The sequence below is a fragment of the Streptomyces sp. NPDC050315 genome, from assembly GCF_040655775.1.
GTDB lineage: Bacteria > Actinomycetota > Actinomycetes > Streptomycetales > Streptomycetaceae > Streptomyces.
On sequence record NZ_JBFAKN010000001.1, the window covers coordinates 367,169 to 393,909 of the forward strand.

Annotated in this window: 28 protein-coding genes; 17 read left to right on the forward strand and 11 right to left on the reverse strand. The window is 72.7% G+C overall.

What is annotated here, in order from left to right:
- Nucleotides 1–15: 15 nt before the first annotated feature.
- Nucleotides 16–1,407 (reverse strand): MFS transporter, encoded by a 1,392-nt coding sequence (locus AB0I82_RS01715; RefSeq protein WP_363255024.1) that lies wholly within the window; start codon nucleotides 1,405–1,407, stop codon nucleotides 16–18.
- Nucleotides 1,408–1,856: 449 nt separating this feature from the next.
- Between AB0I82_RS01715 and AB0I82_RS01720 the strand changes: the two genes are divergently transcribed.
- The 3 genes from AB0I82_RS01720 to guaD are packed head-to-tail and all read left to right on the forward strand — an operon-like array spanning nucleotide 1,857 to nucleotide 4,295.
- Nucleotides 1,857–2,351 (forward strand): DUF5709 domain-containing protein, encoded by a 495-nt coding sequence (locus AB0I82_RS01720; RefSeq protein WP_363255025.1) that lies wholly within the window; start codon nucleotides 1,857–1,859, stop codon nucleotides 2,349–2,351.
- Between the two features lie 17 nt (nucleotides 2,352–2,368).
- On the forward strand, nucleotides 2,369–2,878 hold the full coding sequence (locus tag AB0I82_RS01725) for a MarR family transcriptional regulator (RefSeq protein WP_363255026.1): 510 nt from the start codon (nucleotides 2,369–2,371) through the stop codon (nucleotides 2,876–2,878).
- A gap of 40 nt (nucleotides 2,879–2,918) precedes the next feature.
- A complete protein-coding gene (gene guaD / locus AB0I82_RS01730; RefSeq protein ID WP_363255028.1) occupies nucleotides 2,919–4,295 on the forward strand; it encodes a guanine deaminase in 1,377 nt (458 codons plus the stop codon).
- Nucleotides 4,296–4,326: 31 nt separating this feature from the next.
- On the opposite strand, the gene AB0I82_RS01735 is transcribed toward guaD, so the two are convergent.
- From AB0I82_RS01735 to AB0I82_RS01770, 8 genes are all read right to left on the reverse strand, one after another.
- The gene (locus AB0I82_RS01735) at nucleotides 4,327–4,659 is read right to left on the reverse strand and encodes a plasmid stabilization protein (protein ID WP_363255029.1); all 333 of its coding nucleotides are present in this window, start codon (nucleotides 4,657–4,659) and stop codon (nucleotides 4,327–4,329) included.
- Nucleotides 4,660–4,728: 69 nt separating this feature from the next.
- A complete protein-coding gene (locus tag AB0I82_RS01740) occupies nucleotides 4,729–6,615 on the reverse strand; it encodes a glycoside hydrolase family 15 protein (RefSeq protein ID WP_363255030.1) in 1,887 nt (628 codons plus the stop codon).
- Between the two features lie 69 nt (nucleotides 6,616–6,684).
- Nucleotides 6,685–7,812, reverse strand: a complete 1,128-nt coding sequence (locus tag AB0I82_RS01745; RefSeq protein WP_363255031.1) for an enolase C-terminal domain-like protein — start codon at nucleotides 7,810–7,812, stop codon at nucleotides 6,685–6,687.
- Nucleotides 7,812–9,635: a thiamine pyrophosphate-requiring protein gene (locus tag AB0I82_RS01750; RefSeq protein ID WP_363256038.1), complete on the reverse strand. Its 1,824-nt coding sequence runs from the start codon at nucleotides 9,633–9,635 to the stop codon at nucleotides 7,812–7,814. The genes AB0I82_RS01745 and AB0I82_RS01750 overlap by 1 nt, the downstream gene beginning before the upstream one ends.
- 18 nt (nucleotides 9,636–9,653) lie before the next feature.
- A complete protein-coding gene (locus tag AB0I82_RS01755) occupies nucleotides 9,654–12,767 on the reverse strand; it encodes an FAD-linked oxidase C-terminal domain-containing protein (protein ID WP_363255032.1) in 3,114 nt (1,037 codons plus the stop codon).
- A 127-nt stretch (nucleotides 12,768–12,894) separates the two neighbouring features.
- Nucleotides 12,895–13,311, reverse strand: coding sequence for a CBS domain-containing protein (locus AB0I82_RS01760; RefSeq protein ID WP_363255033.1), 417 nt, complete (start codon nucleotides 13,309–13,311; stop codon nucleotides 12,895–12,897).
- Nucleotides 13,312–13,392: 81 nt separating this feature from the next.
- The gene (locus AB0I82_RS01765) at nucleotides 13,393–13,953 is read right to left on the reverse strand and encodes a hemerythrin domain-containing protein (RefSeq protein WP_363255034.1); all 561 of its coding nucleotides are present in this window, start codon (nucleotides 13,951–13,953) and stop codon (nucleotides 13,393–13,395) included.
- A gap of 306 nt (nucleotides 13,954–14,259) precedes the next feature.
- Complete coding sequence (locus AB0I82_RS01770; protein WP_363255035.1) at nucleotides 14,260–14,646, reverse strand: DUF2267 domain-containing protein; 387 nt, start codon at nucleotides 14,644–14,646, stop codon at nucleotides 14,260–14,262.
- A 174-nt stretch (nucleotides 14,647–14,820) separates the two neighbouring features.
- On the opposite strand from AB0I82_RS01770, the gene AB0I82_RS01775 reads away from it, so the two are divergent.
- From AB0I82_RS01775 to AB0I82_RS01790, 4 genes are all read left to right on the forward strand, one after another.
- Nucleotides 14,821–16,365 (forward strand): FAD-dependent oxidoreductase, encoded by a 1,545-nt coding sequence (locus tag AB0I82_RS01775; protein WP_363255036.1) that lies wholly within the window; start codon nucleotides 14,821–14,823, stop codon nucleotides 16,363–16,365.
- 81 nt (nucleotides 16,366–16,446) lie between these two features.
- Complete coding sequence (locus tag AB0I82_RS01780) at nucleotides 16,447–17,487, forward strand: NAD-dependent epimerase/dehydratase family protein (RefSeq protein ID WP_363255037.1); 1,041 nt, start codon at nucleotides 16,447–16,449, stop codon at nucleotides 17,485–17,487.
- 200 nt (nucleotides 17,488–17,687) lie between these two features.
- The gene (locus tag AB0I82_RS01785) at nucleotides 17,688–18,104 is read left to right on the forward strand and encodes a DUF2795 domain-containing protein (protein ID WP_363255038.1); all 417 of its coding nucleotides are present in this window, start codon (nucleotides 17,688–17,690) and stop codon (nucleotides 18,102–18,104) included.
- Nucleotides 18,105–18,348: 244 nt separating this feature from the next.
- Nucleotides 18,349–19,209 (forward strand): Ku protein, encoded by an 861-nt coding sequence (locus AB0I82_RS01790; RefSeq protein WP_363255040.1) that lies wholly within the window; start codon nucleotides 18,349–18,351, stop codon nucleotides 19,207–19,209.
- 21 nt (nucleotides 19,210–19,230) lie between these two features.
- On the opposite strand, the gene AB0I82_RS01795 is transcribed toward AB0I82_RS01790, so the two are convergent.
- Entirely contained in the window at nucleotides 19,231–20,391 is a 1,161-nt protein-coding gene (locus AB0I82_RS01795) for an aromatic acid exporter family protein (protein WP_363255041.1), read from the reverse strand.
- Entirely contained in the window at nucleotides 20,391–21,320 is a 930-nt protein-coding gene (locus AB0I82_RS01800) for an SDR family oxidoreductase (RefSeq protein WP_363255042.1), read from the reverse strand. The genes AB0I82_RS01795 and AB0I82_RS01800 overlap by 1 nt, the downstream gene beginning before the upstream one ends.
- 256 nt (nucleotides 21,321–21,576) lie before the next feature.
- Here AB0I82_RS01800 and AB0I82_RS01805 point away from each other — a divergent pair, with 256 nt between their 5' ends.
- From AB0I82_RS01805 to AB0I82_RS01850, 10 genes are read left to right on the forward strand one after another with little or no spacing between them, the layout of a single operon-like run.
- A complete protein-coding gene (locus AB0I82_RS01805; protein ID WP_363255043.1) occupies nucleotides 21,577–21,885 on the forward strand; it encodes a gas vesicle protein in 309 nt (102 codons plus the stop codon).
- A 2-nt stretch (nucleotides 21,886–21,887) separates the two neighbouring features.
- Complete coding sequence (locus AB0I82_RS01810; RefSeq protein WP_363255044.1) at nucleotides 21,888–22,337, forward strand: gas vesicle structural protein GvpA; 450 nt, start codon at nucleotides 21,888–21,890, stop codon at nucleotides 22,335–22,337.
- Nucleotides 22,337–23,089 (forward strand): GvpL/GvpF family gas vesicle protein, encoded by a 753-nt coding sequence (locus tag AB0I82_RS01815; RefSeq protein ID WP_363255046.1) that lies wholly within the window; start codon nucleotides 22,337–22,339, stop codon nucleotides 23,087–23,089. The genes AB0I82_RS01810 and AB0I82_RS01815 overlap by 1 nt, the downstream gene beginning before the upstream one ends.
- Entirely contained in the window at nucleotides 23,089–23,337 is a 249-nt protein-coding gene (locus tag AB0I82_RS01820) for a gas vesicle protein GvpG (protein WP_363255047.1), read from the forward strand. The genes AB0I82_RS01815 and AB0I82_RS01820 overlap by 1 nt, the downstream gene beginning before the upstream one ends.
- Before the next feature lie 22 nt (nucleotides 23,338–23,359).
- The gene (locus tag AB0I82_RS01825; RefSeq protein ID WP_363255048.1) at nucleotides 23,360–23,953 is read left to right on the forward strand and encodes a DNA primase; all 594 of its coding nucleotides are present in this window, start codon (nucleotides 23,360–23,362) and stop codon (nucleotides 23,951–23,953) included.
- Nucleotides 23,946–24,884, forward strand: coding sequence for an SRPBCC family protein (locus AB0I82_RS01830; protein WP_363255049.1), 939 nt, complete (start codon nucleotides 23,946–23,948; stop codon nucleotides 24,882–24,884). The genes AB0I82_RS01825 and AB0I82_RS01830 overlap by 8 nt, the downstream gene beginning before the upstream one ends.
- A gap of 11 nt (nucleotides 24,885–24,895) precedes the next feature.
- On the forward strand, nucleotides 24,896–25,255 hold the full coding sequence (locus AB0I82_RS01835; RefSeq protein WP_363255050.1) for a gas vesicle protein: 360 nt from the start codon (nucleotides 24,896–24,898) through the stop codon (nucleotides 25,253–25,255).
- Nucleotides 25,252–26,124: a GvpL/GvpF family gas vesicle protein gene (locus AB0I82_RS01840; protein ID WP_363255052.1), complete on the forward strand. Its 873-nt coding sequence runs from the start codon at nucleotides 25,252–25,254 to the stop codon at nucleotides 26,122–26,124. Before AB0I82_RS01835 ends, AB0I82_RS01840 begins: the two co-directional genes overlap by 4 nt.
- Nucleotides 26,121–26,387: a gas vesicle protein gene (locus tag AB0I82_RS01845; protein ID WP_363255053.1), complete on the forward strand. Its 267-nt coding sequence runs from the start codon at nucleotides 26,121–26,123 to the stop codon at nucleotides 26,385–26,387. The genes AB0I82_RS01840 and AB0I82_RS01845 overlap by 4 nt, the downstream gene beginning before the upstream one ends.
- Nucleotides 26,384–26,668: a gas vesicle protein K gene (locus AB0I82_RS01850; protein WP_363255054.1), complete on the forward strand. Its 285-nt coding sequence runs from the start codon at nucleotides 26,384–26,386 to the stop codon at nucleotides 26,666–26,668. The genes AB0I82_RS01845 and AB0I82_RS01850 overlap by 4 nt, the downstream gene beginning before the upstream one ends.
- Nucleotides 26,669–26,741 lie beyond the last annotated feature (73 nt).

The window sequence follows — 26,741 nt, forward strand, 5'->3', positions numbered from 1 at the left end:
CCCTTCGTATGTGCGTCAGGCGGCGGTCCGGTAGGCCGCGGCCGTAGCGGGCGCGGTCCGGATCGTGCCCTTGCGGGTGTGCAGCACGGCACCCAGGCCGGTCACGGCCGCGATGATCAGGCCGCCGGCCACCAGCGCGCCCCGCGCACCGGCCCACTCCATGAGGAGGCCGAGCAGCGGCGGGGCCACCAGGCCCCAGCCCGTGCTCAGGCTCCGCCAGACGCCGAGCACACGGCCGCGCATGTTCGGCGGCGGGTCGGTCTGCAGCACGGTCGTGCCCGCGGTGTCGGAGACCGACTCCACCACCGACATCGGCAGCACGAGGACCAGCAGCAGGATGAGCGAGGGCGAGAGCCCCGCGACGGCCTGGAGCAGGCCACCGGCGGCGGCCAGCGCGCCGACGAGCTTGACCGAGGGCTTGCGCAGCCGCGCGGCGAGGATCGCGCCGACGATGCCGCCGGCCGCGAGGACCGAGGAGACCGTGCCGAACGCGCCGGCGCCCGCGGCGAGCGGCCCGGTGACCAGGACGGCCAGCGTGAGCTGGTAGTTCCGGCCGAAGATCGCGCTCAGCCCGGTGATCACGGCCAGCGCGACCAGCCGCGGGCGGCGCATGAAGAAGGCCACGCCCTCGCGCGCCGTCATGGCGGGCTCGGGGTCGGCCTCGACGGGCGCGGCCGCGGGCTTCGGTGCCTTCTCCAGGCTGACCTTCCGCTGTGCGTCGGAGGCCTCGCCGCGCCCGCGCAGCGCCTGGCCGACCGGCCGCAGGAAGGGGATCACCGCGGCGACGAAGAGGAAGGAGACGCCGTTCGCGGCGTATGCGGCGCCCGTGCCGAGCACGCCGACGGCCACACCGGCCAGCGCCGTACCGCCGAGCCGGCCCACGCTGTGCACCAGCGAGCCGACCGCGATGGCCGAGGGCACGTCCTCCTTGCGTACCAGGTCGTTGCCGAGCAGCGAGGTGGCGGGACCGTCGACCGTGGCGATGATGCCGGTGACGGCGGACAGCGCCATGAGCAGGCCGTAGTTGAGCTGGTCGGTGGCCACCAGGAAGGCGGTGAGGAACGCGACCAGGCCCAGCATGGCCTGGCTCACCGCGGCGGTGACCTTACGGGGCCAGCGGTCCACGACCGCGCCGCCGAACAGGCCCATGAGCAGGCCGGGGCCCGCCTGTACGGAGAGCGACAGACCGGTGGCGGCGGCGGATCCGGTGAGCTGCAGCACCAGCAGGTTCTGGGCGGTCAGCTGCATCCAGGTACCGGCGTTGGAGACCAGGTTGGCCACCGACCACCAGCGCATGCTGCGGTAGCGCAGCGAGCGCCACGGTGCGTGGCCACTGCCGGAGCCGCCCGTACGGCCGCGCCCGAAGAGGTACTTCAGGTTCGCGGTGTAGCGGCGGACCGCGGGCATGCGGTCAGGAGCAGGGACGGGAGAAGGCACGGCAGAACACTTCGTGAAGAGCCCGTCAGGCTCGGAAAGCGGCTCGGCGGGCGTCGCGCGGGCACGGCTGTGTGCGGCGGCGGGCCTGGGGTGCCGAGAATCGGTCGATGTCGGCCGGAGGAGAGCGCGACTGCGCACGCCCCGGGCGCAACAAGATTCGACTTTCACATACCGGTGCCGCCGGGGAAACGTTCTTGGGGTGCGATGGCCGTCACCCTGCCGCGGATCCCTTGCGCCCCAAGGGCTCCGCCGAGTGGGTGCGCATTCTCACAGGGGGCGCTGAGCCGGTGACACACGGGTACTCGCTGACCGCCCGAAGTTGCGTTTGCACGACGTGTGACGGTTCCGCAGGCTGGGTGCACGGGGGCAGAAACGGGCACCCGTGCTGCGGAACGGCAGTCCAGGAGAGGAGAGCGGCCATGTCCGACGAGGCGATGGGTGACGAGGTGTACCAGCCGCCCGTCTACGACGTGTCGGCCGAGCCCGACGACCTCGACATGGAGGACGCCCTCGACGAGCCGGATGCCGACCAGCAGCTGGACGAGGGCTACTCGCCGCCGGAGAAGCCGTTCGCGGTGAACCAGACCGGTACGACGGCGAACGAGCAGCGCGCGGGCGAGAGCCTGGACGAGCGGCTGGCCAAGGAGGTGCCGGACGTGGCGCCGCCCGAGGGCAACGGCATCGGTGACCTGCCGGGCGGCGACGGTGAGCCGGTGGACGAACAGGCCGGCGCCGACCGTGCCGGGCGCCTCGTCAGCGGCGACCAGGGCTTCCCGGACCACGGCCGCAACGCCAACGACGTCATCGCCCAGGACGTGGGCATCGACGGCGGCGCCGCGGGTGCCGAGGAGGCGGCGGTGCATGTCGTGGACGACGAGAACGTCAACGACGACGAGTCCCCGCCCCTGCCCTGACGCGGTAGAAAGGGGGCATGACCGAGGACGCCGGGCAGGCACCGGACGACGTGGACGCGGTGACCCGTGCGGTGCTGACCGCCTCCCGGGTGCTGGTGGCCGTCTCGGCGCGCTCCCTGGCCGCGGTGGAGGGGACGGTGACACTGCCCCAGTTCCGGCTGCTCGTCGCGCTGTCCGCGCACGGCGCCGCGAAGCTCGTGGTCGTAGCGGAGCTGCTGAAGGTCAATCCGTCCACGGCGATGCGCATGATCGACCGGCTGATCACGGCCGGTTTCGTGGACCGCAGGGTCAACCCCGACAACCGCCGCGAGACGATAGTGCAGTTGACCGAGGCGGGGCGGCTCCTCGTCGCGGACGTCACCGCGCGGCGGCACGCCGAGATCGCGGAGATCGTCGAGCGGATGCCCGCCGCCCAGCGCGCCGGCCTCGTGGCGGCGCTGACGGCCTTCGCCACCGCGGCCGGCGAACCCCCGGTCACCGGCCCCGACCCGTATCCCTTGGGCTGGACCGCCCCGAGCGCTCCCTGAGCGCCCACCGGGCCCGGGCCCGCCCCCGGAGGTGTCCGCCATGACCACCGCCACCGGCGCCGACGCGGGTACCGGCCCGGCCGTCACCGCCGTACGCGGACCGCTCGTCCGCTTCCCCGCCGACCCGTTCCGCACCGGCCGCGACGAGGCGTTCGCGTATGCCCCGGACGGGCTGCTGATCTGCGCGGACGGCCGGATCACGGCGGCCGGCGAGTACGCCGAGCTGCGCCATCTGCTCCCCGCGGGCATCACCCCCGCCCACTACCCGGACCACGTCGTCCTCCCCGGCTTCGTCGACACCCACGTGCACTGCGTGCAGACCGATGTCATGGCGGCCTTCGGCGCCGACCTGATGGGGTGGCTGGAGCGGCGCGCGTTTCCCGAGGAGGAGCGGTTCGCGGACGGCCGGTACGCCCGCGCGGCCGCCGCCGTCTTCTGCGACGCGCTGCTGCGCAACGGCACCACCACCGCGCTGGTCTTCGGCTCCGTCCACCCGCAGTCCGCCGACGCGCTGTTCGAGGAGGCGGCCCGGCGGAACCTGCGGATCGCCTGCGGCAAGGTCCTGATGGACCGCAACGCGCCCGCCGCGCTGCTCGACACGGCACAGCGCGGTTACGAGGAATCCAAGACGCTGCTCACGCGCTGGCACGGCAAGGGCCGCGCCCAGTACGCGATCACGCCCCGCTTCGCGCCCAGCAGTACGCCGGAGCAGCTGGAAGCGGCCGCCGCGCTGTGGCGGGAGCATCCTGGCGCGCTCCTGCACACCCATGTGTCGGAAACCCCCGACGAGGTGGACTGGGCCCGCTCGCTCTTCCCCGACCGCGCCGGGTATCTCGACATCTACGACCACTACGGGCTGCTCGGGCCCGGCGCGGTCCTCGCCCACGGCGTCCACCTCTCCCCCGCCGAGCGCGACCGCTGCGCCGCCACCGGCACCGCGCTGGCCCACTGCCCCGGCTCCAACCTGGCCCTGGGCAGCGGGCTGTTCCCGGCGCGCGAGACCGCGGGCGGCCCGCACCCGGTGACCATCGGGCTCGGCACGGACGTCGGCGCCGGGCCCACCTTCTCGATGCTGTCGACGGTGTACGAGGCATACAAAACGGCCGCGCTGTGCGGTGCGCCGATCGACGCCGTGCAGGCGTACTACCTGGCCACCCGGGGCGGCGCCGCCGCGCTGGGCCTCGCGGACACCGTCGGTTCCCTCGCGCCCGGGCAGGAGGCGGACTTCGTGGTGCTCGATCCCCGGGCCACGCCGCTGCTCGCCCGGCGCGCGGCACGCGCCGAGGACATCGAGGAGCTGCTGTTCGTCCTGGCGGCGATGGGCGACGACCGCGCGGTGCGCGCCACGTACGTCGCGGGGCGGCGCGCCCACGACCGGGACGCCGCACCGGCCGGGCGCGGCGCGGGCGGCCCGTGACCGGTCAGCGGCCTCGGCGGCTTCGGCGGCCTCAGCGGCCGAGGGCCTTGGCCAGCTCGTCCTTGGACATCGAGGAGCGGCCGTCGATGTTCTTCTTCTTGGCCTCGTTGTAGAGCTGGTCCTTGGTCGGGCCCTGGGGGCCGGTGCGGTTGCCGGAGCGCTGGCCGCCGCGCTGCGACGCCGACTTGGTGTCCCGCGTGGAGGACTTGCTCGCCGTCTTCGACTCGCCGGTGCGGGCCCGCTCCTTGTTGACCGTCCGCGCGGCCATCTCCTTCGCCCGGCCGGTCGAGGCGCCCCGCTTCTGGGCGCCCTCCTTGATGTGCTCGTACTGGCGCTCGCGCTTGTTGCTGGAACCTCGCGGCATGTCACGTCTCCTCGTGGTCGGCCCCGGCCCGCCGGGAGTGCGGACCGGTGGCACGTTCCACTCCACTCCTCAGGTACGGTCACCGCGAGAGGAGGTGGGCCGTTCGGGCACGCCGTCCGCGCCGGCCAGCCGGACCGCGCACTCCAGCATCATCGCGTGCACGAAGGACTGCGGCAGATTGCCCCGCAACTGACGCTGTGTGATGTCGTACTCCTCGGAGTACAGCCCGGCCGGGCCGCAGGCAGCACGGTTGCGTTCGAACCAGCGGTACGCCTCGACCTCCCTCCCCTGCTGGTGTTCCGCCAGCGCCATCGCGAAGCCGCAGAGCACAAAGGCGCCTTCGGCTTCCTCCAGCGGTCTCTCGTCGTGCCGGAAGCGGTACGCGTAGTGGTGGTCGGTCAGCCGCTCCTTGTAGGCCCGCAGGGTGGCGCGGGTGCGCGGGTCGTCGGCGGGCAGCGTGCCGCGCAGGGACGGTATGAGCAGGGCCGCGTCCAGCGCCGGGTCGTCGGCGGCGCGCTGCCAGTGGCCGTCGGGATGCAGCGCGGTGGCGGTGGTGACGTCGAGGAGGGTGTCGGCGAGCGCGCGCCACTTGCGGGCCTGCGGCCCGGGCGGCCCGGCGTCGGCCATCGCGCGCAGCCCGCCGGAGCAGATGAGGCGGCTGTGCGTCCAGGCGCGCGCGTCCAGTTCCCAGATGCCCGCGTCCGGCTCCTGCCAGCGGCGGGCGATGGCGTCCGCGGCGATCTCCGCGGCCTTCCAGCCGTCGCCGTCGAGCCGGCCGGCGCGGGCCGCGGCGGCGAACAGCAGCAGCGCCTCGCCGAAGGCGTCGAGCTGGAACTGCCGGTTGACGCGGTTGCCGATCCGGTCGTAGCCGCCGGGGTAGCCGGCCAGGTCCAGTTCCCGCTGGTCGGGCACGGGACCGCCGTCGACCGTGTACGCGGGGGTGATCCCGGGCCCGTCCTCGTGCAGCCGCGCGCCGATGAAGCCGACGGCGGCGTCGAGCAGCGGGTAGTGCCCCACCGCCGCCATGGCCTGGCCCGCGTAGCACTGGTCGCGGATCCAGACGTACCGGTAGTCGTAGTTGCGGCCCTCTTCGGCGCGTTCGGGCAGGCTGGTGGTGGCCGCCGCGATCATCCCGCCGCGCGCGCCGGTCATGCCGCGCAGCACGGCGTAGGAGTGGCGGGCGTCCCCGGCGGCGACGGTGTGGTCCAGCGCGGGGACCGCTTCCCGCCAGGCCCGTTCGGTACGGGCCCAGGCGTCGTCGGGCTGCGGTGGCGGGCCGCCCGGTGCGGTGCGGCCGATCTCCAGGACGAAGTCGTGCTGCCGGCCGGGGTCGAGGCGCAGGTCGAGGACGAGGCGGGTGGCGCGGCGGCGGTCGAAGTGCCGGTCGGTGCCGGGGTCGTTGCCGGTACCGGGGTCCGCGTCGGGGCCGGGGTCGGCCGGCTCGTCGGTGAGGCGGGCCTGCGCGCCGCCCGTCCAGCGGAGGTGCAGGCCGCCGACGCGGGCGGTCCACACGCCGTGCGCGTCGCGGTGCGGTTCATACAGCGGCTCGGCGCCGTAATCGGCCAGCGGGTGCAGCACCACCCGCAGCCGGGCCGGACCCTCGCACGCCTCCACCCGGCGCAGCAGGACGACGCGGTCGGGATCGCCCGGGAACGCCAGCGCCTCCCGGCACTCGACGATGCCGCTCTGAGTGATCCAGCGGCTGCGCCGGATCAGCGTGCCCTCTTCGTAGTGGCCGCCGGGCACGTACCGCTCCCGCGGCGTCACCGCGTAGACCCCGCCCCCGCCGATGAGGGTGGCGAAGACCGCCTCGTCGTGCCAGCGCGGGGCGCACAGCCAGCAGATCTCGCCGCGCGGGCCGACCAGCGCCGCACGCTCGCCGTCGGCCAGTACCGCGTAGTCGCGCAGCACCTGCGGTGGATAGGCGTGGCTCTCGGGCAGTTCGATGGCGGTCATGGGGCTCCGTGGGGGGTGTCGCGAGGTGCTCCGTACCGGTTGTGCGGTGGGCTCCGTACCAGGTGCGGGTCAGCCGGTGCGGTACTGCTCGGCGAGGTCGGCGCGGAGCGTCAGGCCGTGGCCGGGCGTGCCGTCGGCGCCGGGCCGGATGCTGCCGCCGGCCGGGTCGAGGGCGCCGTCGAAGAGCAGGTTCTCGATGCGGACGTGGTCGTGGAACCACTCCAGGTGGCGCAGGTTGGGCACGGCGGCGGCCGCGTGCGCGTGCACGTGCGGCGCGCAGTGCCCGGACAGCTCCAGCCCGTGGGCCTCGGCGAGCGCGGCGGCGCGCAGCCAGACGGTGAGGCCGCCGCAGCGGGTGGCGTCGGCCTGCAGGCAGTCCACCGCGTCGGCGCGCAGCATGTGCCCGAAGTACGGGAGGGTGTAGCCGTATTCGCCTGCGGTGACGTCGGGGGTGACGGCGGCGCGGACGTGCGCGAGCCCGGTGAGGTCGTCGGAGGAGACCGGTTCCTCGAACCAGGTGACGCCCTGGTCCGCGAGGTGGGCCGCGACGCGGACGGCCTGTTTGCGGGAGTAGCCGCCGTTGGCGTCGACGTAGAGGTCGGTGGTGTCGCCGATGGCGCGGCGGGCCGCGGTGACGCGCTCGGCGTCCCGCCAGGGAGCGCTGCCCCACGACTCACCGATCTTGATCTTGACGCGCGGGATGCCCTGTTCCTCGGCCCAGTGCCGCAGCTGGCGCTCCTGCTGCCCCGCGTCGTACGTGGTGAAGCCGCCGCTCCCGTACACCGGCACCGCCGCCCGGCACGCGCCGAGCAGCCGTACCAGCGGCAGGTCCAGCAGCCGCGCCTTGAGGTCCCACAGCGCGAGGTCGACGGCGGAGATCGCCCCGGCGACGAGGCCGGGCCGCCCGGCGTTGCGGACGGCCCGGCTCATCGCCTCGTTGGCACCCGGTACGTCCAGCGCGCAGCGCCCGGTCACCACGTCACCCAGCAATCCACTGACGACCTGTGCGGTGGCGGGCGCGCCGTAGGTGTACCCGAAGCCGGTGGTACCGCCGGACCGCACGGTGACCAGGACGAGTGTCGTGGAATTCCAGGTGAGGGTGCCGTCGCCCTCCGGGGCGTCGGTCGGGACGGTGTACACCGCCGTCCCGACCGACTCCACCGGGGGTTCGTCGTGCCCTTCTTGCTCGTCGGTCATCAGGACTTCTTGCCGTCCTCGGTGCCGGGGCGGTCCTCGCGGTGGCGGTGGCCCGGCAGCATCTCCTGCACCTTGGCCTTGAAGCCCTGCTTGATCACGTCGGCGCGGTCGCTGTCGCCCTTGAGGATCGCGGTGGCCGCGGCCTCGATCTGGTCGAAGCTGGCGTGCGGCGGGATCGGCGGCACGGCCGGGTCGACGCGGAAGTCGATGACGAACGGGCGGTCGGCGGAGAGCGCCTGGCGCCACGCCGACTCCACGTCGCCGGGCTTCTCCACGCGGACGCCGCCGAGGCCGATGGAGCGCGCGAAGTCCGCGTACGGCACGTCCGGGATGTGCTGCGAGGGCTCGAACTGCGGCGCGCCGGACATCGCGCGCATCTCCCAGGTGACCTGGTTGAGGTCCTCGTTGTTCAGGACGGCGACGATCAGCCGCGGGTCGGACCACTGCTGCCAGTACTTGCGCGCGGTGATCAGCTCGGCCATGCCGTTCATCTGCATCGCGCCGTCGCCGACGATGGCCAGCGCGGGCCGCTCGGGGTGCGCGAACTTGGCGCCGATGACATAGGGCACGCCGGGGCCCATGGTGGCCAGGGTGCCGGACAGCGAGCCGCGCATGGCGCCGCGCATCCGCAGGTGGCGCGCGTACCAGTTGGCGGCGGAGCCGGAGTCGGCCGCCAGGATCACATCGTTGGGCAACAGTTGGTCCAGCGCGTGCACGACGTACTCGGGGTTGATCGGGTCCGCGTCCACGGCGGCGCGCCGCTGCATGACCTCCCACCAGCGCTTGGTGTTCTTCTCGATCTTCTTGCGCCAGTCGCCGTGCTTCTTCCGCTTCAGCTGCGGCAGCAGCGCCCGCAGCGTCTCCTTGGCGTCGCCGACGAGGTTGACCTCGAAGGGGTACCGCATACCGACCATGTGCGCGTCGATGTCGATCTGGACGGCGCGTGCCTGGTCCAGCTCGGGCATGAACTGGGTGTACGGGAAGCTGGAGCCGATCACCACGAGGGTGTCGCACTCCATCATCAGCTCGTACGAGGGCCGGGTGCCGAGCAGGCCGATGGCGCCGGTGACGTACGGCAGGTCGTCCGGCAGCGCGTCCTTGCCGAGCAGCGCCTTGGCGACGCCGGCGCCGGTCACATCGGCCAGCTCCTCGACCTCGGCGCGGGCGCCGCGGGCGCCCTGCCCGATGAGGATCGCGACCTTCTCGCCCTCGTTGATGACCTTCGCGGCCTCGGCGATGGCGGGCTTCGCGGGCAGCGGCGCGTAGTGGGCCATGCCCATGCTGGAGGGCACCATCTTGAACGCGTGCTGCGGCGGGGAGTAGTCCAGCTCCTGCACGTCGGCCGGGATGATGACCGCGGTCACGGACCGCCGGGCGATCGCGGTGCGCATGGCCCGGTCGATGACGTTGGGCAGCTGCTCGGGGACGGTCACCGTCTCGCAGAAGTCGGAGGCGACGTCCTTGTACAGGCTCGCGAGGTCGACCTCCTGCTGGTACGAGCCGCCCATGGCGCTGCGGTTGGTCTGGCCGACGATCGCGACCATCGGGACGTGGTCGAGCTTGGCGTCGTAGAGGCCGTTGAGGAGGTGGATGGCGCCGGGCCCGGAGGTCGCGGCGCAGACGCCGACCTTGCCGGAGAACTTGGCGTAGCCGACCGCTTCGAAGGCGGCCATCTCCTCGTGCCGTGCCTGGATGAACTCCGGCTTGTTGTCGGCCCGCCCCCAGGCGGCCAGCAGGCCGTTGATGCCGTCACCCGCATAGCTGAACACGTGGTCGACGTCCCACTCGCGCAGCCGCTGGAGAACGTAGTCGGACACCTTGATCGACACTGGGATTACCTCTCATTTCGCATGGGTGACGTGCGGTGCGGAACGGCGGGCCGCCCAGACGCCGGCGGCGGCGCCGAGCGCGGCCAGCGCGCCCGCGGTGAGCAGCCGGGCGTCCCCGGTACGGGCGGCGGGCCGCTCGGCGAGCGCTTCGGGCCCGGTGGCCGGCAACGGCCCTTCGAGGCCGAGCGCGAGGGCCTCGGCGAGGTGCAGCGCGCGCCGCCCCGTACCGCCCTGCTCGATCTGGGTACGGCAGCTGAACCCGTCCGCGAGGACCAGGGCGCTGGGCGCGGCGTCCCGTACGGCGGGCAGCACGCCGAGCTCGCCGACCTTCATCGACAGGTCGTGGTGGCCGCGTTCGAAGCCGAAGTTGCCGGCCAGCCCGCAGCACCCCTCGTCCAGTACTTCGGCCTCGATGCCGGCCCGGCGCATCAGCTCCCGGTCGGCGTCGTCCTTGAGGACGGCGTGCTGGTGGCAGTGGGTCTGCACGGTGGCGGTGCGGGCCAGCCGGGGCGGCCGCCAGTCGTCCGGCGCGTGGTTGAGCAGTTGCTCGGCGAAGGTGCGGAACTGCCCGGCGAGCCGCTGGACGTCCTCGTTCTCCGGCAGCAGTTCGGGCGCGTCGGCGCGGAAGACGGCCGTGCAGGACGGTTCCAGGCCGATGACCGGTGTACCGGCTTCCAGCCAGGGCCGCAACGCCTCCAGGGTGCGCCCGAGGACGCGCTTGGCGGTGCGCAGCTGCCCGGTGGAGATCCAGGTCAGGCCGCAGCACACGGCCTGGGTGGGCACGGCGACGCGGAAGCCCGCGTCCTCCAGTACGCGCACCGCCGACTTGGCGATGCTCGGATGGAAGTACGTACTGAAGGTGTCCGGCCACAGGACGACGGTGCGCGGGTCGGCGGGGTCGGGCTCCGGGGTGCCGCGCGCCCGCCACCACTGGACGAACGACTCCTCGGCGAAGACCGGCGCGGCGCGCTCCCCGGCCACTCCGGCCGCGAGCTTCCCGAGCCGTCCGATGCCCGGTGCGCTCAGCGCGGCGTTGACCAGCCGCGGGGCCGCCCGGGAGAGCCGGGCCCACAGCGGCAGCCAGCCCAGCGAGTAGTGCGCGGCGGGTCGCAGTCGGCCTTCGTAGTGGTGGGCGAGGAACTCGGCCTTGTAGGTGGCCATGTCGACGCCCACCGGGCAGTCGGACTTGCAGCCCTTGCAGGCCAGGCAGAGGTCCAGGGCGTCCTTGACCTCGGTGGAGCGCCAGCCGTCGGTGACGGGCGAGTCGGCGTGTCCGCCGAGCATTTCGAAGAGAAGCCGGGCGCGGCCCCGGGTGGAGTGCTCCTCCTCGTTGGTCGCCCGGTACGAGGGGCACATCACGCCGCCGGAGTGGGTGCGGCAGTTGCCGATGCCGACGCAGCGCATGACGGCCCGGGTGAAGGAGTGGTCGTCCTCGGGGTAGCCGAAGTGGGTGTCGTGGCTCTCGGGGCGCCAGTGCGGGCCGAGCCGGAGGTTCTCGTCGACGCGGTACGGCGCGACGACCTTGCCGGGGTTCATCCGGTCGTCCGGGTCGAACACCGCCTTGACCTCGCCGAACGCGGTGGCCAGCCGCTCACCGAACATCTTCGGCAGCAGCTCGCCACGGGCCTGCCCGTCCCCGTGCTCACCGGAGAGCGACCCCCCGTAGGAGGCAACGAGGTCGGCCGCGCGGTGCACGAACGCCCGGAAGGCGGCGACGCCCTCGGCGGTCTTGAGGTCGAAGGGAATGCGGGTGTGCACGCAGCCCTGCCCGAAGTGCCCGTAGAGGGACGGGTGGTCGTAGTCGAACTCCTGGAAGAGCTGCTTGAGATCGCGCAGGTAGTCGCCGATCCGGTCGGGCGGTACGGCGGAGTCCTCCCAGCCCTCCCAGGTCTCCCGGTCGTCCGGCGGGCGCGCGGTCACCCCGAGCCCGGCCTCGCGCGCCTTGAGCATCTTCTGCTCGCGCGCGGGGTCGTCGGAGAACGCCACGTCCGGGTCGTCCTCGCCGCGCCCGATGGCGCGCAGCAGGTCGCACGCCTGCCCGTCGACGTCCTCCCGGCTGTCGCCGCTGAACTGCAGCAGCAGCCAGCTCTCGCCTTCGGGGAAGCGTTCGAGGGAGTCCAGGAACGCGCCTTCCTCGCGCATCAGCTGGGCCATCCGCCCGTCGATCGCCTCCAGCTGGCTGGGCCGGCAGTGCTGGAGCAGCCGCGGCACGTCGTCGGCCGCGGCACAGATGTCGTCGTACCCGAGGACCACCATGGCCTCGTAGGGCGGTACCGGTACCAGGTCCAGCTCCGCGTGCAACACGGTGACCAGGGTGCCTTCGCTGCCGATGAGGAGGCGGGCGAGGTGGAACTCGTTCTCCGGGAGCAGCGCGTCGAGGTTGTAGCCGGAGACGCGGCGCGGGATGCGCGGGTAGCCCCGCCGGATGTCGCCCATGTAGCGGTCGGCGATGCGGCGCAGGCCCTGGTACAGCTCGCCCTTGCGTCCGCCGCCGGCCACGGCCTCCTCGTACTCCGTGTCGGAGGTGGCGCCGACCCACATCCGGGTGCCGTCGTAGGTGAGCACCTCCATGCGGCGTACGTTGTCCGCGGTCTTGCCGTACGCCTGCGCGGAGGCGCCGCAGGAGTTGTTGCCGATCATGCCGCCGAGCGCGCAGTGGCTGTGCGTGGACGGTTTTGGCCCGAACTTCAGCTGGTGCTTTGCCAGTTGGCTGTTGAGGTCGTCCAGCACGATGCCGGGCTCGACGACGCAGGTGCGGCGCTCCGGGTCGATCGAGACCAGGCGGTGGCAGTACTTCGTCCAGTCGATGACGACCGCGGTGTTGGTGCACTGGCCGCCCAGGCTCGTGCCGCCGCCGCGGGAGAGCACCGGAGCGCCGAACTCCGCGCACACGGCGACCGCGTCGGCACCCGCCCGTACGTTCCGGGGCGCGACCACGCCGATGGGCACCTGCCGGTAGTTCGAGCCGTCCGTGGCGTACGCGCCGCGGCTGCCCGCGTCGAAGCGCACCTCCCCGTCGACCCGTTCGCGCAGCGCCCGTTCCAGGGCGGCCACGTCCAGGTCCGCAACCCCGCCCGCCGCCGCGTGCTTGCGATCGGTGAGCGCCGCTTGCTCGTTCGGTGCCATGGTCACCTTCCTCGTCCGTCCGCCGCCGCGGCTGCGGTGCCGGCGCCCGTACGTGCATACGCCCACCGGTGACACCGGTACGCCCGGCCGTACGGGCGGGCGTACCAGGGACCGGCGGACCGGCGCTTCAGTCTGTCGAGAGCGCTTCGAGAAGGTCCCCGGCCTGCGGGTCGGGCAGCGCGCGGGCGACGTCCGCCAGCGCGACCATGCCGACGAGGTCGTGGCCGTCGATGACGGGCAGCCTGCGGACCTTGTGGTGCGCCATGGTCGCGAAGATCTCCTCGGCGCCGTCGTCGGCGCCGATGGTGACCGCCTCGCCCTGCGCGAGCTCGCCCGCCGTGGTCTTCTCCGGGTCCTTGCCGGCCCCGAGCACCTTCACGACGATGTCGCGGTCGGTCAGCATGCCCTTGAGCTTGTTGTCCGTGCCGCAGATCGGCAGTGCTCCGACACCGAGCGAGGTGATCCGCCGGGCCGCCTCGATGACGTTGTCCTCGGCGCCGATGCACTCCGTGCCGGGGGACATGATGTCGCGTGCGGTAGGCATGTGTACTGGTCTCTCCTCGTTGACGTACTTGCCAGGCCGTACCTGGTGGGTCGTACCTGATGGGTCGTACCTGATGGGTGGTTACTTCTTGCCGCGCCCGGTGACGAAGTCGCGGGCCCGGTCGACCAGTCCCGCGCCGGGTGCCAGCAGCTTGTTCGCGGGCGGCGTGGTCGGGGACTTGGGGTGCGGGCGGGTGGGCGCCGACTTCTTCGCGCTGCGGATCTTCTCGCCGAGCGCGTCCAGCTCCTGCTGCGGGCAGGCGTCCTTCAGTTGCGGGAAGAGCCGGCCCTCCTCGTCCCTGACGTGCTCGGTGACCTCGGTGCGCAGCTTGACGACGAGATGGTTGAAGTCGGGGTGCTCGGCGTCGGTCTTCTCCAGGTTCTTCAGCAGCTCCTCCACCCGGCCGTGGTCGGCGATCTCCTTGTCGGCGAGCGCGTTGCCCTCGGGCAGGTGCTTGCGCACCGCGGGGTACAGGTGCTGTTCCTCGGCCACCGAGTGCCGGACCAGCTCGATCGTCAGGTGGTCGGCGAGGCGCTTGCGCTCGTCCGAGCCCGGCGTGCTGCTCTCGATCTGCTGGAAGAGCTCGGTCACCTCGCGGTGGTCGGTGGTCAGTTCTTCGATGACGTCGCCGCCGTGACCCATGAGTGCTGCCACCTTTCGCGGAAGCGGCGCGGCCGGACCCTCCGGGCGCCATCGGACGAGTTCCCGTTACCTCAGTCCCGTAACGCCGCAACTCGACCGATCGGGCAGGATTGGGCCGAATGGCTCTCTTATCTGTACAGGAGTGCCGTACGGGGGTGCCGTACAGCGATGCCGTACAGGGGTGCGCGCCGGGCCGGTACGACGGTCCCGGCCCGGCGCTTTTCCCATCCCCATGGAGCCCATGGCCCGGCGCACGAGTGCCATGCGACGGCACGGCCAAACGTCCCGAAAGGCGGAAAAAACAGATCAGGCGGTGGGGGTGAGATCGGCGCGGCCGAACAACAGCGCGTATCCCTTGGGCAGCTGCGCCAGTACTCGCTGCAGCAGCTCCTCGCCCAGGTGACCGCCGATGGCGGTGAGGACGGTGCTGGCGTCCCAGCGCGCGGTGGCGTGCGTGGCGCCCTCCGTGCGGGCCGCCACGCTGTCCACGAACTCGCACGCGGTGCGGCGCCGCTCGTCCCTTATCCGCCCGGCGATGAGCCCGGGCGGCACCGACTTGAGGAACGCGCGCCGTTCCTCGCCGGTGAGCTGGCCCGCGAAGGCCGCCAGTACGTGCTGGACCGCTCGCTCGGCTTCGGCGACGGTCCGGTAGCGCCCCGAGGTCCGCACCGCCGCGAGCAGGTCGCCGCCCATGTGCTGCCTCCTCACCCCGGTAGCCCCCCTCCCATGGTCCGGCTCCCGGCCGAACCCGCAACACCGGGCAGGGCCCGGGACCGCACCGCCGCCCGGCGGCCACGGTCCCTCCGTACGGGCGCATCACCGGAACGGCAGGCTTCGGTCAGGGCCGGCAGGGGCACCCGTCCCCGCATGTCCCACACTTCAGACCTTCCCGGCATCGACGAGTCGTACTGGATGGCCAGCGCGCACACCACGTCGTACGCCCCGCTGACCGAGGACACCGAGGCCGATGTCACCGTGATCGGGGGTGGCATGGCGGGGATCAGCACGGCGTGGGAGCTGTCCCGTACGGGGCGCCGCGTCGTCGTCCTCGAAGCGGACCGGATCGCCGCCGGCGTCACGGGCTACACCACCGCCAAGCTCACCGCGCTGCACACACTGGTCTACGACAAGCTGCGGCGCACCCGCGGCGGCGGTGCGGCCCTGCAGTACGCGGTCTCCCAGCAGGGCGCCGTGGAGCGCGTCGCCGAGGTCGCGCAGGAGCTGGGCATCGACTGCGAGCTGGAACGCTTCCCCGCGTACACCTACGTCCGCGACCCGGACAGCACCAAGCAGCTGCGCGCGGAGGCCGACGCGGCGCGGGAGGCGGGGCTGCCGGCCTCCTACGTCACCGAGACCGGGCTGCCGTTCGACGTGGCCGGCGCGGTGCGCGTCGACGACCAGCTGCTCTTCCACCCCCGCAAGTACCTCCTCGCGCTCGCCGAGGACCTGCGGGAGCAGGGTGGCGAGGTGTACGAACGCACCCGCGCCACGGGGCTGCACGAGGGCGCGCCGTGCCGGGTGACGACCGAGACCGGCGCGACGGTCACCTCCCGCGAGGTGGTCGTGGCCACGCACTATCCGGTGTTCGACCGGGCGCTGCTCTTCACCCGGCTCTCGCCCCGCCGGGAGCTGGTGGTCGCGGCGCCGATCGAGGCGGACCGCGATGTGCAGGGCATGTACATCACCGAGGAGGAGGGCAAACGCTCGGTGCGCACGGCACCGTACGGTGAGGACCGGCGGCTGCTCGTCGTCACCGGGGAGCAGTTCCCGCCCGGTACCGGTGACGCCGTCGCGCGGTTCCAGCGGCTGGCCGAGTGGACCGAGCGGCACTTCCCCGGTACGGACGTCGCGTACCGGTGGGCGGCCCAGGACAACGATTCCACCGACACGGTGCCGCTGATCGGGCCGTTCCACCCCGGCGCCCGGCACACCTACGTCGCCACCGGCTTCGGCGGCTGGGGGCTCAGCGGCGGCGCGCTGGCCGGGCGCCTGATCGCCGGGCTGATCAGCGGCGATCCGCCGCCGTGGACCAACCTGTACGACCCGCGGCGGCTGTGGGGTCCGGTCCGTGAGGCGCCCGCGTTCCTCAGCCACCAGGCGAAGGTCGCCCAGCACTTCATCGGCGACCGGCTGCGCACCACGCATGTCGACTCCGTCGCCGACATTCCGCCGGGGACCGGCGCGGTGGTACGGATCGGCGCCCGGCGCTGCGCCGTGTACCGGGACGAGGACGGCACGGTACAGGCGGTCTCGGCGCGCTGCACCCATTTGGGTTGCCTGGTCGCCTTCAACCCGGCGGAGACGGCGTGGGAGTGCCCCTGCCACGGGTCGCGGTTCTCCACGGAGGGCACGGTGCTGAACGGCCCCGCGCTGCACCCGCTGGAGCAGCTGGACGTCGAATCCGACGTGTAGCGGCACGCGGGCGAGGGCACCCGGGACGGGCACCGTCCACGCGTCGGCGCGGCGCGCCCGCGGCAGGAGAGGAAGCAGCTCATGAGCAGTGCCCCCGAGCGACGGGTCGTGGTGACCGGCGCCACCGGCAACGTCGGCACCAGCGTGGTCCGCATACTGAGCGAGGACCCGCAGATCGACGTGGTCCACTGCATCGCGCGCCGCACACCGCACGACGCGCCGCCCAAGACCACCTGGACCGCGGCCGACATCGCGGACGAGGAGTGCGATCTCGCGGCGGACTTCGCGGGTGCGGCGGCCGTCGTACACCTCGCCTGGGCCTTCCAGCCCACCCACCATCCGCCGCAGACCTGGCGCACCAACGTCCTCGGCTCCCTGCGGGTCTTCGAGGCGACGGCCCGGGCCGGGGTGCCGGCGCTGGTCCACGCCTCCTCGGTCGGGGCCTACTCCCCTGGCCCCAAGGACCACAAGGTGGACGAGTCCTGGCCCACGCACGGCTGGCCGGACGCCGCGTACTGCCGCGAGAAGGCGTACCTGGAACGGGTACTGGACGGCTACGAGCGCGAGCACCCCGACATGCGGGTGGTGCGGATGCGTCCGGCGTTCCTCTTCAAGGAGGAGGCGGCGTCCGAGCAGCGCCGGATCTTCGGCGGTCCCGCGACGCCCGCGCCGGTCGGCAAGCTGGCCCGGCCCGGGCTGCTGCCGTTCCTGCCGGACGTCCCGGGCCTGCGCTTCCAGGTGCTGCACACCGAGGACGCGGCCCGCGCCTACCGGCTGGCCGTACTCGGTGACGCGCGCGGTGCGTTCAACCTCGCGGCCGAGCCGCCGGTGGACATGCCGTTCCTGGCGCGGCTGCTGAAGGCCCGTACGGTACGGATGCCCGCTGCGGCTGCGCGCGCCGCGCTCGGTACCGGCTGGCGGCTGCGGCTGGTACGCGCCTCGCCGCATCTGTTCGACGCGGTGCTGGGGCTGCCGCTGATGGACTGCGGCCGGGCGCGCGAGGAGCTGGGCTGGCGGCCGGAGAGCACCGCCGCCGAGGCGGTGGGCGCGCTGCTGAGCGGCCTGCAGCACGCGAGCGGCGCGCACACGCCGCCGCTGTCGAGCACGCCGAAGACGGCCTGAGCGGCCGCGGGGCTGCCGGGCCGGATCGCTGTCCCGGGCCGCTGCGCCGTTGGGCCGAAGCGGGACATATCGGGTTTCCGGTACCGCGGCGACGGGCACTCCGGAGGCGCCGCGGCAGGTCCCGCGCGCCGCCGTACGCGCGCCCCGGACTGCCCGGCGGCACGCAGCCCATCAGCATCGACCGACCTCTGGAGGAAGACATGGCCGAGAAGGGGAGCGGGCCGGACAGCCCGCTGCAGGACGACGAGGTGAAGAAGCGCCTGGAGGGCGAGCTGCGGGCCAATCGTGGCATCCGGGTGGAGGAGGAGCACGAGCCCGAGCCGGCGGGCGAGGACCAGCCCCAGGTGCGCCGCTCGGCCGAAGGCACGCCCCTTGAGGGCGGCACTCCCCCGGGGATGTCCGCCGAGGACGTGGAGATCCGCTCCGACCTGGCCCGCCACCTCGACCCCAGCATCTACCCCGCCGACCGGGCCGCCGTGCTGGACTCCCTGCGGGACAACAACGCGCCGGACCGCGTCCTGGCGCGCGCCGAGAACCTCCCGGGCGGGCAGCAGTTCGCCAATGTGCAGGACATCGCCCGGGCGCTCGGCCTCGGTGTCGAGGAGCGCCGTACCTGACCGCACGCGGGGCGGCCCGGCGCGGCCGCCCTTCCCCCCGGCATGGATGCGCCGGGCCGGATTCTCCCCTCCGGCCCGGCGCCTTCCCATCTCTCCCATGACCGGCCGCTCGGCCAGAGCCCCCGAGTGCCACACTCCCGCAACCTCAAACCTCCGCCCTCCCCCGCTGTGCTCCGTACGGCGCACACCGGGATGCGGACCCCGCCGGTACGGGGTGCGATGGGAGGCGAGGAGGTGGCGGTACGTGGCACACGCAGTCTGGGCCGGTGCGCTCTCGTTCGGGCTGGTCTCCCTGCCGGTACAGCTGGTGACCGCGACGGAGAGCCACACGGTCCACTTCCACCAGCTCCAGCGCGGCACTTCCGACCGGGTGCGCAACAAGCGGGTCAACGAACGCACCGGCAAGGAAGTCGCGTTCGACGACATCGTCAAGGGTTATGACGCCGGGGACGAGTACGTGCTCGTCGAGCCGGAGGAGCTGGACGAGATCGCGCCGGGCCGGTCCAAGTCCCTGGAGATCACCGGCTTCGTCGACCTGGACGCGGTCGCGCCGATCTTCTTCGACAAGACGTACTACCTCGCGCCCAAGGGCAAGGAGTACGCCAAGGTCTACGGCCTGCTGCGGGAGGCGCTGGCGAAGGCGAACAAGGCCGGCATCGCCACGTTCGTGATGCGCAACCGCGAGTACCTCGTCGCCGTGAAGGCCGAGGACGACATCCTGGCCCTGCACACCCTGCACTGGGCCGACGAGGTCCGCGACCCGCACAAGGAACTGCCGACGCTGCCGGGGCGCACCAAGCCGGACAAGAAGGAGCTGGACACCGCGGTCCAGCTGATCGACGCGCTGTCCGTCGAGTGGGACCCGGACGAGTACCACGACACGTACCAGGAGAAGGTGCAGCGGCTCGTGGAGGCCAAGCGCACCGGCGAGACGGTGGAGAAGGCCGAGCCCGCGCCGAAGGCCACCAATGTCATCGACCTGCGCGAGGCCCTGCAGGCGAGCGTGGACCGGGCGAAGGGCAAGAAGAAGGACGACGAGAAGGGCGCCAAGAAGAAGGCGACCGGGCAGAAGAAGGCGGCGGGCCAGAAGAAGAAGGCGTCCTGACGTTGCGTCAGGACGCCCTCCTCACGCCGCCCTGGACCGCAGCGGGAGTTGCGGTCCGAGCGCGTACAGCAGCCGCTGCATGTCCGCGACCAGGCCGCCGAGCGAGGCGGAGGATTCCCCGTCCAACTGCGACAGCGAGTCCTTGAGCCGGCCGTGCGCCTCCCATGCGCGGTCCAGGTCCGCGGCCCGCCGGGCCTCGCGCTCCTCCTCCGGTCCCTCGTCGAGCAGATGCAGGTCGTGTTCACAGACGTTCCCCGCCGCGTCCAGCACATCGGCGGCCAGGCCGAGCGCGCCGGACGGCGGCGGGGCCAGGTCGTGCTCGTCGGGGGCCGCCTCGCGGAGCGTCCGGGTGAGCGTCTTGAGGTGCTCGCTGATGCCGTCCCAGGTCTCGTCCCAGTCCGCGGGCGGCGCGGCGCGGCCGCGGCGGCGCATCCGGTAACCGGGGTTGAGGCGGTAGCTCTCCTGGTCCCAGCCGCGCGCGGTGTGCAGGTCGGTGACGGCGTTGGCGAGCCGCCGGGCCCGGTCCTGCCAGCTCTCGGCGTCCTCTTGCGTGTACCCCTCGTCGCCCGCCTCCCGCAGCCCTTCGGCGATGGTGTGCAGCAGATCGGCGCTGTCCCGCGGCAGTGTGTAGAGCATGTGCCGCACGCTGCGGGCGTGCACCGGCGGGAAGACCAGGGCGTTCACCGTGATCCCGATGGCGGCGCCGATGACCGACTCCAGCAGCCGGTGCCCGATGTCGTACAGCGAGTACGAGCCGTACGCGAGCACGAACAGCGCCGTCGTGGACGCGTACATGCCCTGCCGCCCGAAGCGCGCGTAATTTCCGAGCAGGACGGTGATGGGCAGGGCGAGCACCATCGCGCCCATCTTGTTGCCGGTCAACATTGCCGCGCCCGCCGCGATCACCGTGCCGGCGGCGACCACCACCAACTGCTGCAGCCCGGACCGCACCGACCGGTACACCGTGCTCTCCACCAGGACGACCGCCGTCCATGGGGCCATCAGCGCCAGCGGCGCGCCCCACGACGCCGTCGCGGCCCAGGCGAGCGCCGCGGCGGCCGCCGCCTTCAGCGACTGCACCGCCGCGTCCCGCTCGGGCCCCGGGCCGGTCACCGCGCTGCGCGCCGCGCGCAGTACGGCAGCGGCCTCCCACCTGAGCCAGCGCCACCACCCCATGCCCATCAGGGCAGCGGAGTGCCGCCGGTCGCGTTCACGATCTCGGCGGTGATGAACGTGGCGTGCTCGGAGGCGAGGAAGACATACGCGGGTGCCATCTCCGCGGGCTGCGCGGGGCGGCCCAGCGGTGCCTGCTTGCCGAACTCCACGGTGTCCGGGAGCGTCGCCGGGATCAGCGGCGTCCAGACCGGCCCCGGCGCGACGGCGTTCACGCGGATGCCGTCGGGGGCGAGCATCTGGGCGAGCCCCTGCGTGAAGGTGACGATGGCGCCCTTGGTCGTCGCGTAGTCCAGCAGGTGCGGGCTGGGTTTGTAGCCCTGTACGGACGTGGTGTTGATGATCGAGCCGCCCTTGGGCATGTGCGGCAGCGACATCTTGCACAGCCAGAACATGCCGTACAGGTTGGTGCGCAGCACCCGGTCGAACTGCTCGGTGCTGATGGCCCGGATGCCGTCCGGCTGGGCCATCTGGTACGCCGCGTTGTTCACCAGGATGTCGATCCGGCCGAACTCCGCGACGGCCCGCTCCACGAGCCGCCGGCACTCGGACTCCTCGCGGATGTCGCAGGAGACCGCGACGGCCTTCCGGCCCGCCTCCTCGATGAGCCGGGAGGTCTCGCGGGCCTCGTCGACCTCCTCGGGCAGATGGGTGAAGAGCACATCGGCGCCCTCGCGCGCGAAGGCCAGCGCCACCGCGCGGCCGATACCGGAGTCGCCGCCGGTCAGCAGCGCCTTGCGGTCCGTCAGCAGGCCGCTGCCGCGGTAGGAGTCCTCGCCGTGGTCCGGCGGCGGGTCCATCGGACCGGTCCAGCCGGGGTGCTCCTGTTCCTGTGCGGGGAAGTCCGGTTGCGGGTGCTTCTCCCTGGGGTTCTGCGGCCGCCCGTTCCGGGCGCCGCTCCCCGCGTCGTCGTGCTGGTCGTGGGGTTGCGCGGCCACTGATTCCTCCTGCTCGCATCGGCCATTGACCGGTTTCCGTGGACAGCCGTCCCCTTCGGCTGATCACCGGGTCCCCCGCCCGGCGGGCCTCAATCCATCATCGGGTCGCCCGCCAAGATCGGCGACCGGGCACCGGGACGGACGACAGGAACCGGCGGCGGCACGTGGGTTTCCCCTCGCCCCTCGGCGGTACTCGGTGCGACATGGACTTCCCGGCGGAGAAGCCCGGACGGAGAAGCCCGACAGAAATGACTTCATGACCGAAAAAGCAAAGACACCGGACGAAAGCGACCGCCGGGGCCCCGCGAAGGGCCTGGCACTGCCCGAGCTGATGCGCGCGGCGCGCGATCAGCTCGCCGAGCTCACCGGACTGCATCCCGAGGCCATCACCCGGTTCGAGAAGACCGGGGACGGCTGGGTCCTGGAAGCTGAAGTACTGGAGCTCTCCAGAGTGCCCGACACGATGAGCCTGATGGCGCTGTATGAGCTGACCCTCGACGAGGAGGGTGTGCTCACCGGGTACCGGCGCGTCGGCCGTTACGAACGCGCGAAAGGAAACCCGTAGCGATGACTGTGGTTCCCGCTCAGCAAGAAGGAGGCAGCCGAGGAGGTGGTGGCACCAGCGGCCTGTACGACGTACTGGAGTTGGTGCTGGACCGCGGACTGGTGATCGACGCCTTCGTGCGCGTCTCCCTGGTCGGCATCGAGATCCTCAAGATCGACGTACGTGTTGTGGTGGCGAGCGTGGACACCTATCTGCGGTTCGCCGAGGCGTGCAACCGGCTGGACCTGGAGTCCGGCCCCAAGAAGGAGCCCGGACTCCCCGACCTGGTCGGCGAGATCACCGAGTCCGGCGCGCGCGGCAAGAGCAAGGGCGCGCTCTCGGGCGCCGCCGAGACCTTCGCCGACGCCATCGGCCAGGGCCGGGAAGCGGCCTCCGACAGGTCCGGCGACGAAGAGCCGCAGCGCCGGCCGCGGCGCACCACCACCAGCTCCCGCAAGAAGGAGGAGAGCTGATGACGACGTACATCTACGGCATCGCACACGCCGATCACCCCGCCCCCGAAAAGCAGGTGCTGGGCGTCGGCGACCCGCCGCGCCCGGTGCGGATCATACGGGCCGGCGAGCTGGCCGCCGTCGTCAGCGACTGCCCCGACGGGCTGCGCCCCAAGCGCCGTGACCTGCTGGCCCACCAGCACGTGCTCACCGAGACGGGCAGTGCGGGCGCGGTGCTGCCGCTGCGCTTCGGCTCGCTCTCGACGGACGACGACGCGGTGCGCGGGGCGCTCGGCGAACACGCCGAGCACTACAAGGCACAGCTGGACGAGCTGACCGGCCGGGTGGAATACAACGTGAAGGCATCGCACCGCGAGGAGGCCGTGCTGCGGCTCGTCGTGGACGACGAGCCGGAGGTCCGCCGCCTCACGGAGGCTCTGCAGGCGTCCGGCGGGGGCGGTTACCCCGAGCGGGTGCACCTGGGCGAGCTGGTCGCCAACGCCGTACGGGCCCGCGAGGTGCGCGACGCGCACACGGTCGAGCGGACCCTGACGCCACTGGCGGAGCAGTCGGTGCCGGGCCCCGAGGGGACGGGCTGGCTGGTGAACCTCTCGTTCCTGCTGCCGCGGACGGAGACGGCGTCCTTCGCCGAGGCGACGCACCGGCTCGCCGAGGAACAGCCGCAGCTGGAGCTGCTGGTGAACGGCCCGCTGCCGCCGTACAGCTTTGTGCGTCCGGCCCAGCCGGCCGCCGAACACGCGGGCCGGGACTGATGGGCCTGCTCAAGGAAGTACTGCTGCTGCCCGCCGCACCGGTGCGCGGCACCGCGTGGGTACTGCGCCAGGTCGTCGCCGAGGCGGAGCGGCAGTACCACGACCCGGGGCTCATCCAGCGCGAACTGCGCGCTCTGGCACGGGAGTTGGACGACGGCCTGATCGATGAGGCGGAGTTCGACCGGCGCGAGGACGCGCTGCTGGACCGGCTGGAGGCGGCACGGGAAGAGCGACACCGAGGACAGTGAGAAGGACGAGGAGACGGTTGAGATGAACAACCGGGCGGCATTGGCACTGGCCGTTGCCGGCGGATACGCATTGGGCCGCACGAAGAAGGCGAAATTCGCCCTCACCGTCGGCGGCATGGTCCTGGGACGGCGGCTGCAGCTCGATCCGCAGCGGCTGCTGAGCCTGGTGGACGAGCGGCTGAAGGCCGACCCGCAGCTCGCGGAGCTGCGCGATCAGCTGCGGGACGACCTGGGCGGAGTCGGCCGCACGGCGATGGACGCGTTCGTCGGCCGCCGCATCGACGCGCTGGCGGACAGCCTGCACGCACGCACCGCGGGCGTCCAGGAACGCCTCGCAGGTGGTACGGAGGAGACGCGGGCGGAGGACGAGGAGCCCGCACCGCAGGAGGAGCCGGAGGAGCGGGAAGAGCGCGAGGACGAGCCCGCACCGCGCAAGAAGGCCGCCACCAAGGCGGCACCGGCGGCCCAGCGGGCCCGGCGCGCCACGAAGACCGGAACGGAACGGACGGGTACGGCGAAGACCGGCCCCAGGACCGCCGCCAGGCAGTCCGCCAAGCCGTCCGGCAAGCAGCCGGCGAAGCAGTCCGGCCGGCGCCGGGAGCGTACCGATGGCTGACCAGAAGCAGGGCGGCGCCACCGCCCTCGTCAAGGAGAGCATCGCCCGCAGCCCGGCCACCGACCGGCTCAAGGAGGAGGCCGCCGCGTTCGCCGCGGCCCAGGCCCAGCGGCTGCTGATCGCCGGTGGCAAGAAGCTGGGCGCCGCGACCACCCGGCTGCAGGACATGGCCGAGGGCAACGGCCCCGGCCTCGACCTCGGCGCCGGCCTCCGCTCCGGCATCCGCTCCGGCCTCGGCCGCCTGATACGCGGCGGCGGCAGCGACAAGCGGACGGGCACCGGCACCGGACGGTTCGTCACCGTCGTCGAGGACACGGACGTCGGGGTGCCGCTGCGCACCGCGTACGACCAGTGGACGCAGTTCCAGGAGTTCAGCTCCTTCGCCAAGGGCGTGCAGGACGTGACGCGCACGGACGACACCACGTCCACCTGGCGCGCCAAGGTCCTCTGGTCAGGCCGTAGTTGGGAGGCAACCGTCACCGAGCAGCTGCCGGACCGGCGCATCGCCTGGTCGGCACAGGGCGCGAAGGCGTCCGTCAAGGGTGTGGTGACCTTCCATGAGCTGACGCCGGACCTGACCCGCGTGCTGCTGGTCATCGAGTACTACCCGAAGGGCCTCTTCGAGCGGACCGGCAATCTGTGGCGCGCCCAGGGACGGCGGGCCCGGCTCGACCTGAAGCACTTCCGCCGCTTCGTGATGCTGCGCGGCGAGGCGACCGGCGGCTGGCGCGGCGAGATCCGCGACGGCGAGGTCGTCGAGTCCCACGAGGACGCGGTGGCCCGCGAGGAGGAGTACGAGGACGAGACGTACGAGGACGAGGCCGAGGTCGAGGCAGCGGACGACACCGGCGCCTATGAGGACGAGGAAGAAGAAGCGTACGAGGACGAGGGCGAGTACGAGGACGAGCCCGAGCCGGAACGGGTGAGGTGAGCGCGTACCCCATGTCCTATCCCTCCCCCGGCGCCGGCGGCGGCGCCAACCTCGCCGACATCCTCGAACGCGTCCTGGACAGAGGCGTGGTGATCGTCGGTGACATCCGGATCAATCTGCTCGACATCGAACTACTGACCATCAAACTGCGGCTGATCGTGGCCTCGGTCGAACGCGCCGAAGAGATGGGCATCGACTGGTGGCGCGACGACCCGTCGCTGTCGTCCGGCGCCCGCCGCGATGAACTGGCCCAGGAAAACGCCGAGTTGAAGGAACGCCTGGCCGCTCTGGAGAGCCGCGAGGGCGCCGCCCCGGAGAAACAGGCCCTGGAGGAACGGGCTCTGGAGGAACGGAAGGAGGAGTCACCGTGAGCACGCGCCAGGACGGCCGGCTGACGTACGCCTACGCCGTCCTCCATCGCGGCGCCCGGCCGCCCGCCGACCTGCTCGGCATCGGGTACGCGCCGGTGCGCACCGTGGCGGAGGGGCCGCTGGCCGCGCTGGTGTCCGATGTGCCCGCCGCGGAGTTCGACCAGCCGGGGGTGCGCGACCGGCTGGAGGACCTGACGTGGCTGGAGGCGACCGCGCGGGCGCACCGGCGGGTCGTGGACGAGACCGCGGCGGAGGTCGGTGTACTGCCGTTGCGGCTGGTCACGGTGTACCGGGACGAGGACGCGGTACGGGCCGCGCTGGCCGCGCACACGGAGCGGTTCGAGCGGCTGCTGAGCCGGCTGGACGGCCGGCTGGAGTGGGGCGTGAAGGCATACGCCCAACAGGCCCCGGACATCAGCAACCGCAAGCCGGACGACCGCAAGCCTGCCGAGGCCGAGTCCGGGCGGGAGTTCCTGCGGCGGCGGCTGCGGGACCGCAAGGCCGAGGGCAGCGCGCTGCACGAGGCCGACGGGCTGGCCCGGGCGGTGCACGACGCCCTCACGCGGGCCGCCGAGCACAGCCGGCTGCACCGCCCGCAGGACGGCCGGCTCGCCGAGGCCGTCGCCGCGTCCGGCGCGCCCGACGCCGCCGGCCGGGCCCCGGCCGGTGCACGCGCCGCCGTGCCGCGCGGCCCGAACCTCCTCAACGGCGCGTACCTGGTACGCCGCGAGGCAGCCGGCGCGTTCGCCGAGCGGGTCGGCGAGCTGGCGGCCCGCTCCCCCGCCCTGCGGCTCGAACTGACCGGCCCCTGGGCCCCGTACTCCTTCACCGACCTGCCGGACGACGAGGCCGGCCGGAGCACCTCATGAGTACGCCCTCCGTCGCCCCGCAGACCCCCGTCGCGCTGATCGACCTGCTCGACCGGCTGCTCGCCGGCGGCGTGGTGATCGCCGGTGACCTCACCCTGCGCATCGCGGACGTGGATCTCGTACGGGTCGACCTGCGCGCCCTGATCAGCTCGGTGAACGAGAACGTCCCGTCGCCGTTCGCCGAGCTCGGCCCGGACGAGGCCGTGGAGACGGCGCCGCTTCGGGCGGAGCCGGTACGCGTGGAGGAGGCGAGGCGACCGTGACCAGGCGCGTGGAACTGGACGAGGAGAGCGTCGAGCGCGACCTCGTACGGCTGGTGCTGACCGTCGTGGAGCTGCTGCACCAGCTCATGGAACGGCAGGCGCTGCGCCGCGTCGACCAGAACGATCTGTCCGAGGACCAGGAGGAGCGCATCGGCACGACGCTGATGCTGCTGGAACGCCGGATGGACGAGCTGTGCGCCCGCTACGACGTGGGCCGCGACGAACTCAACCTGGACCTGGGCCCGCTCGGCTCCCTTCTCCCTCGGGAGGAGGACCGGTAAGACGGGACGGCGGCCCCGCCACGAGGACGGGGCCGCCTGTCATTGCGGTGGCGGTGCGGTGCGGGTCAGTGCT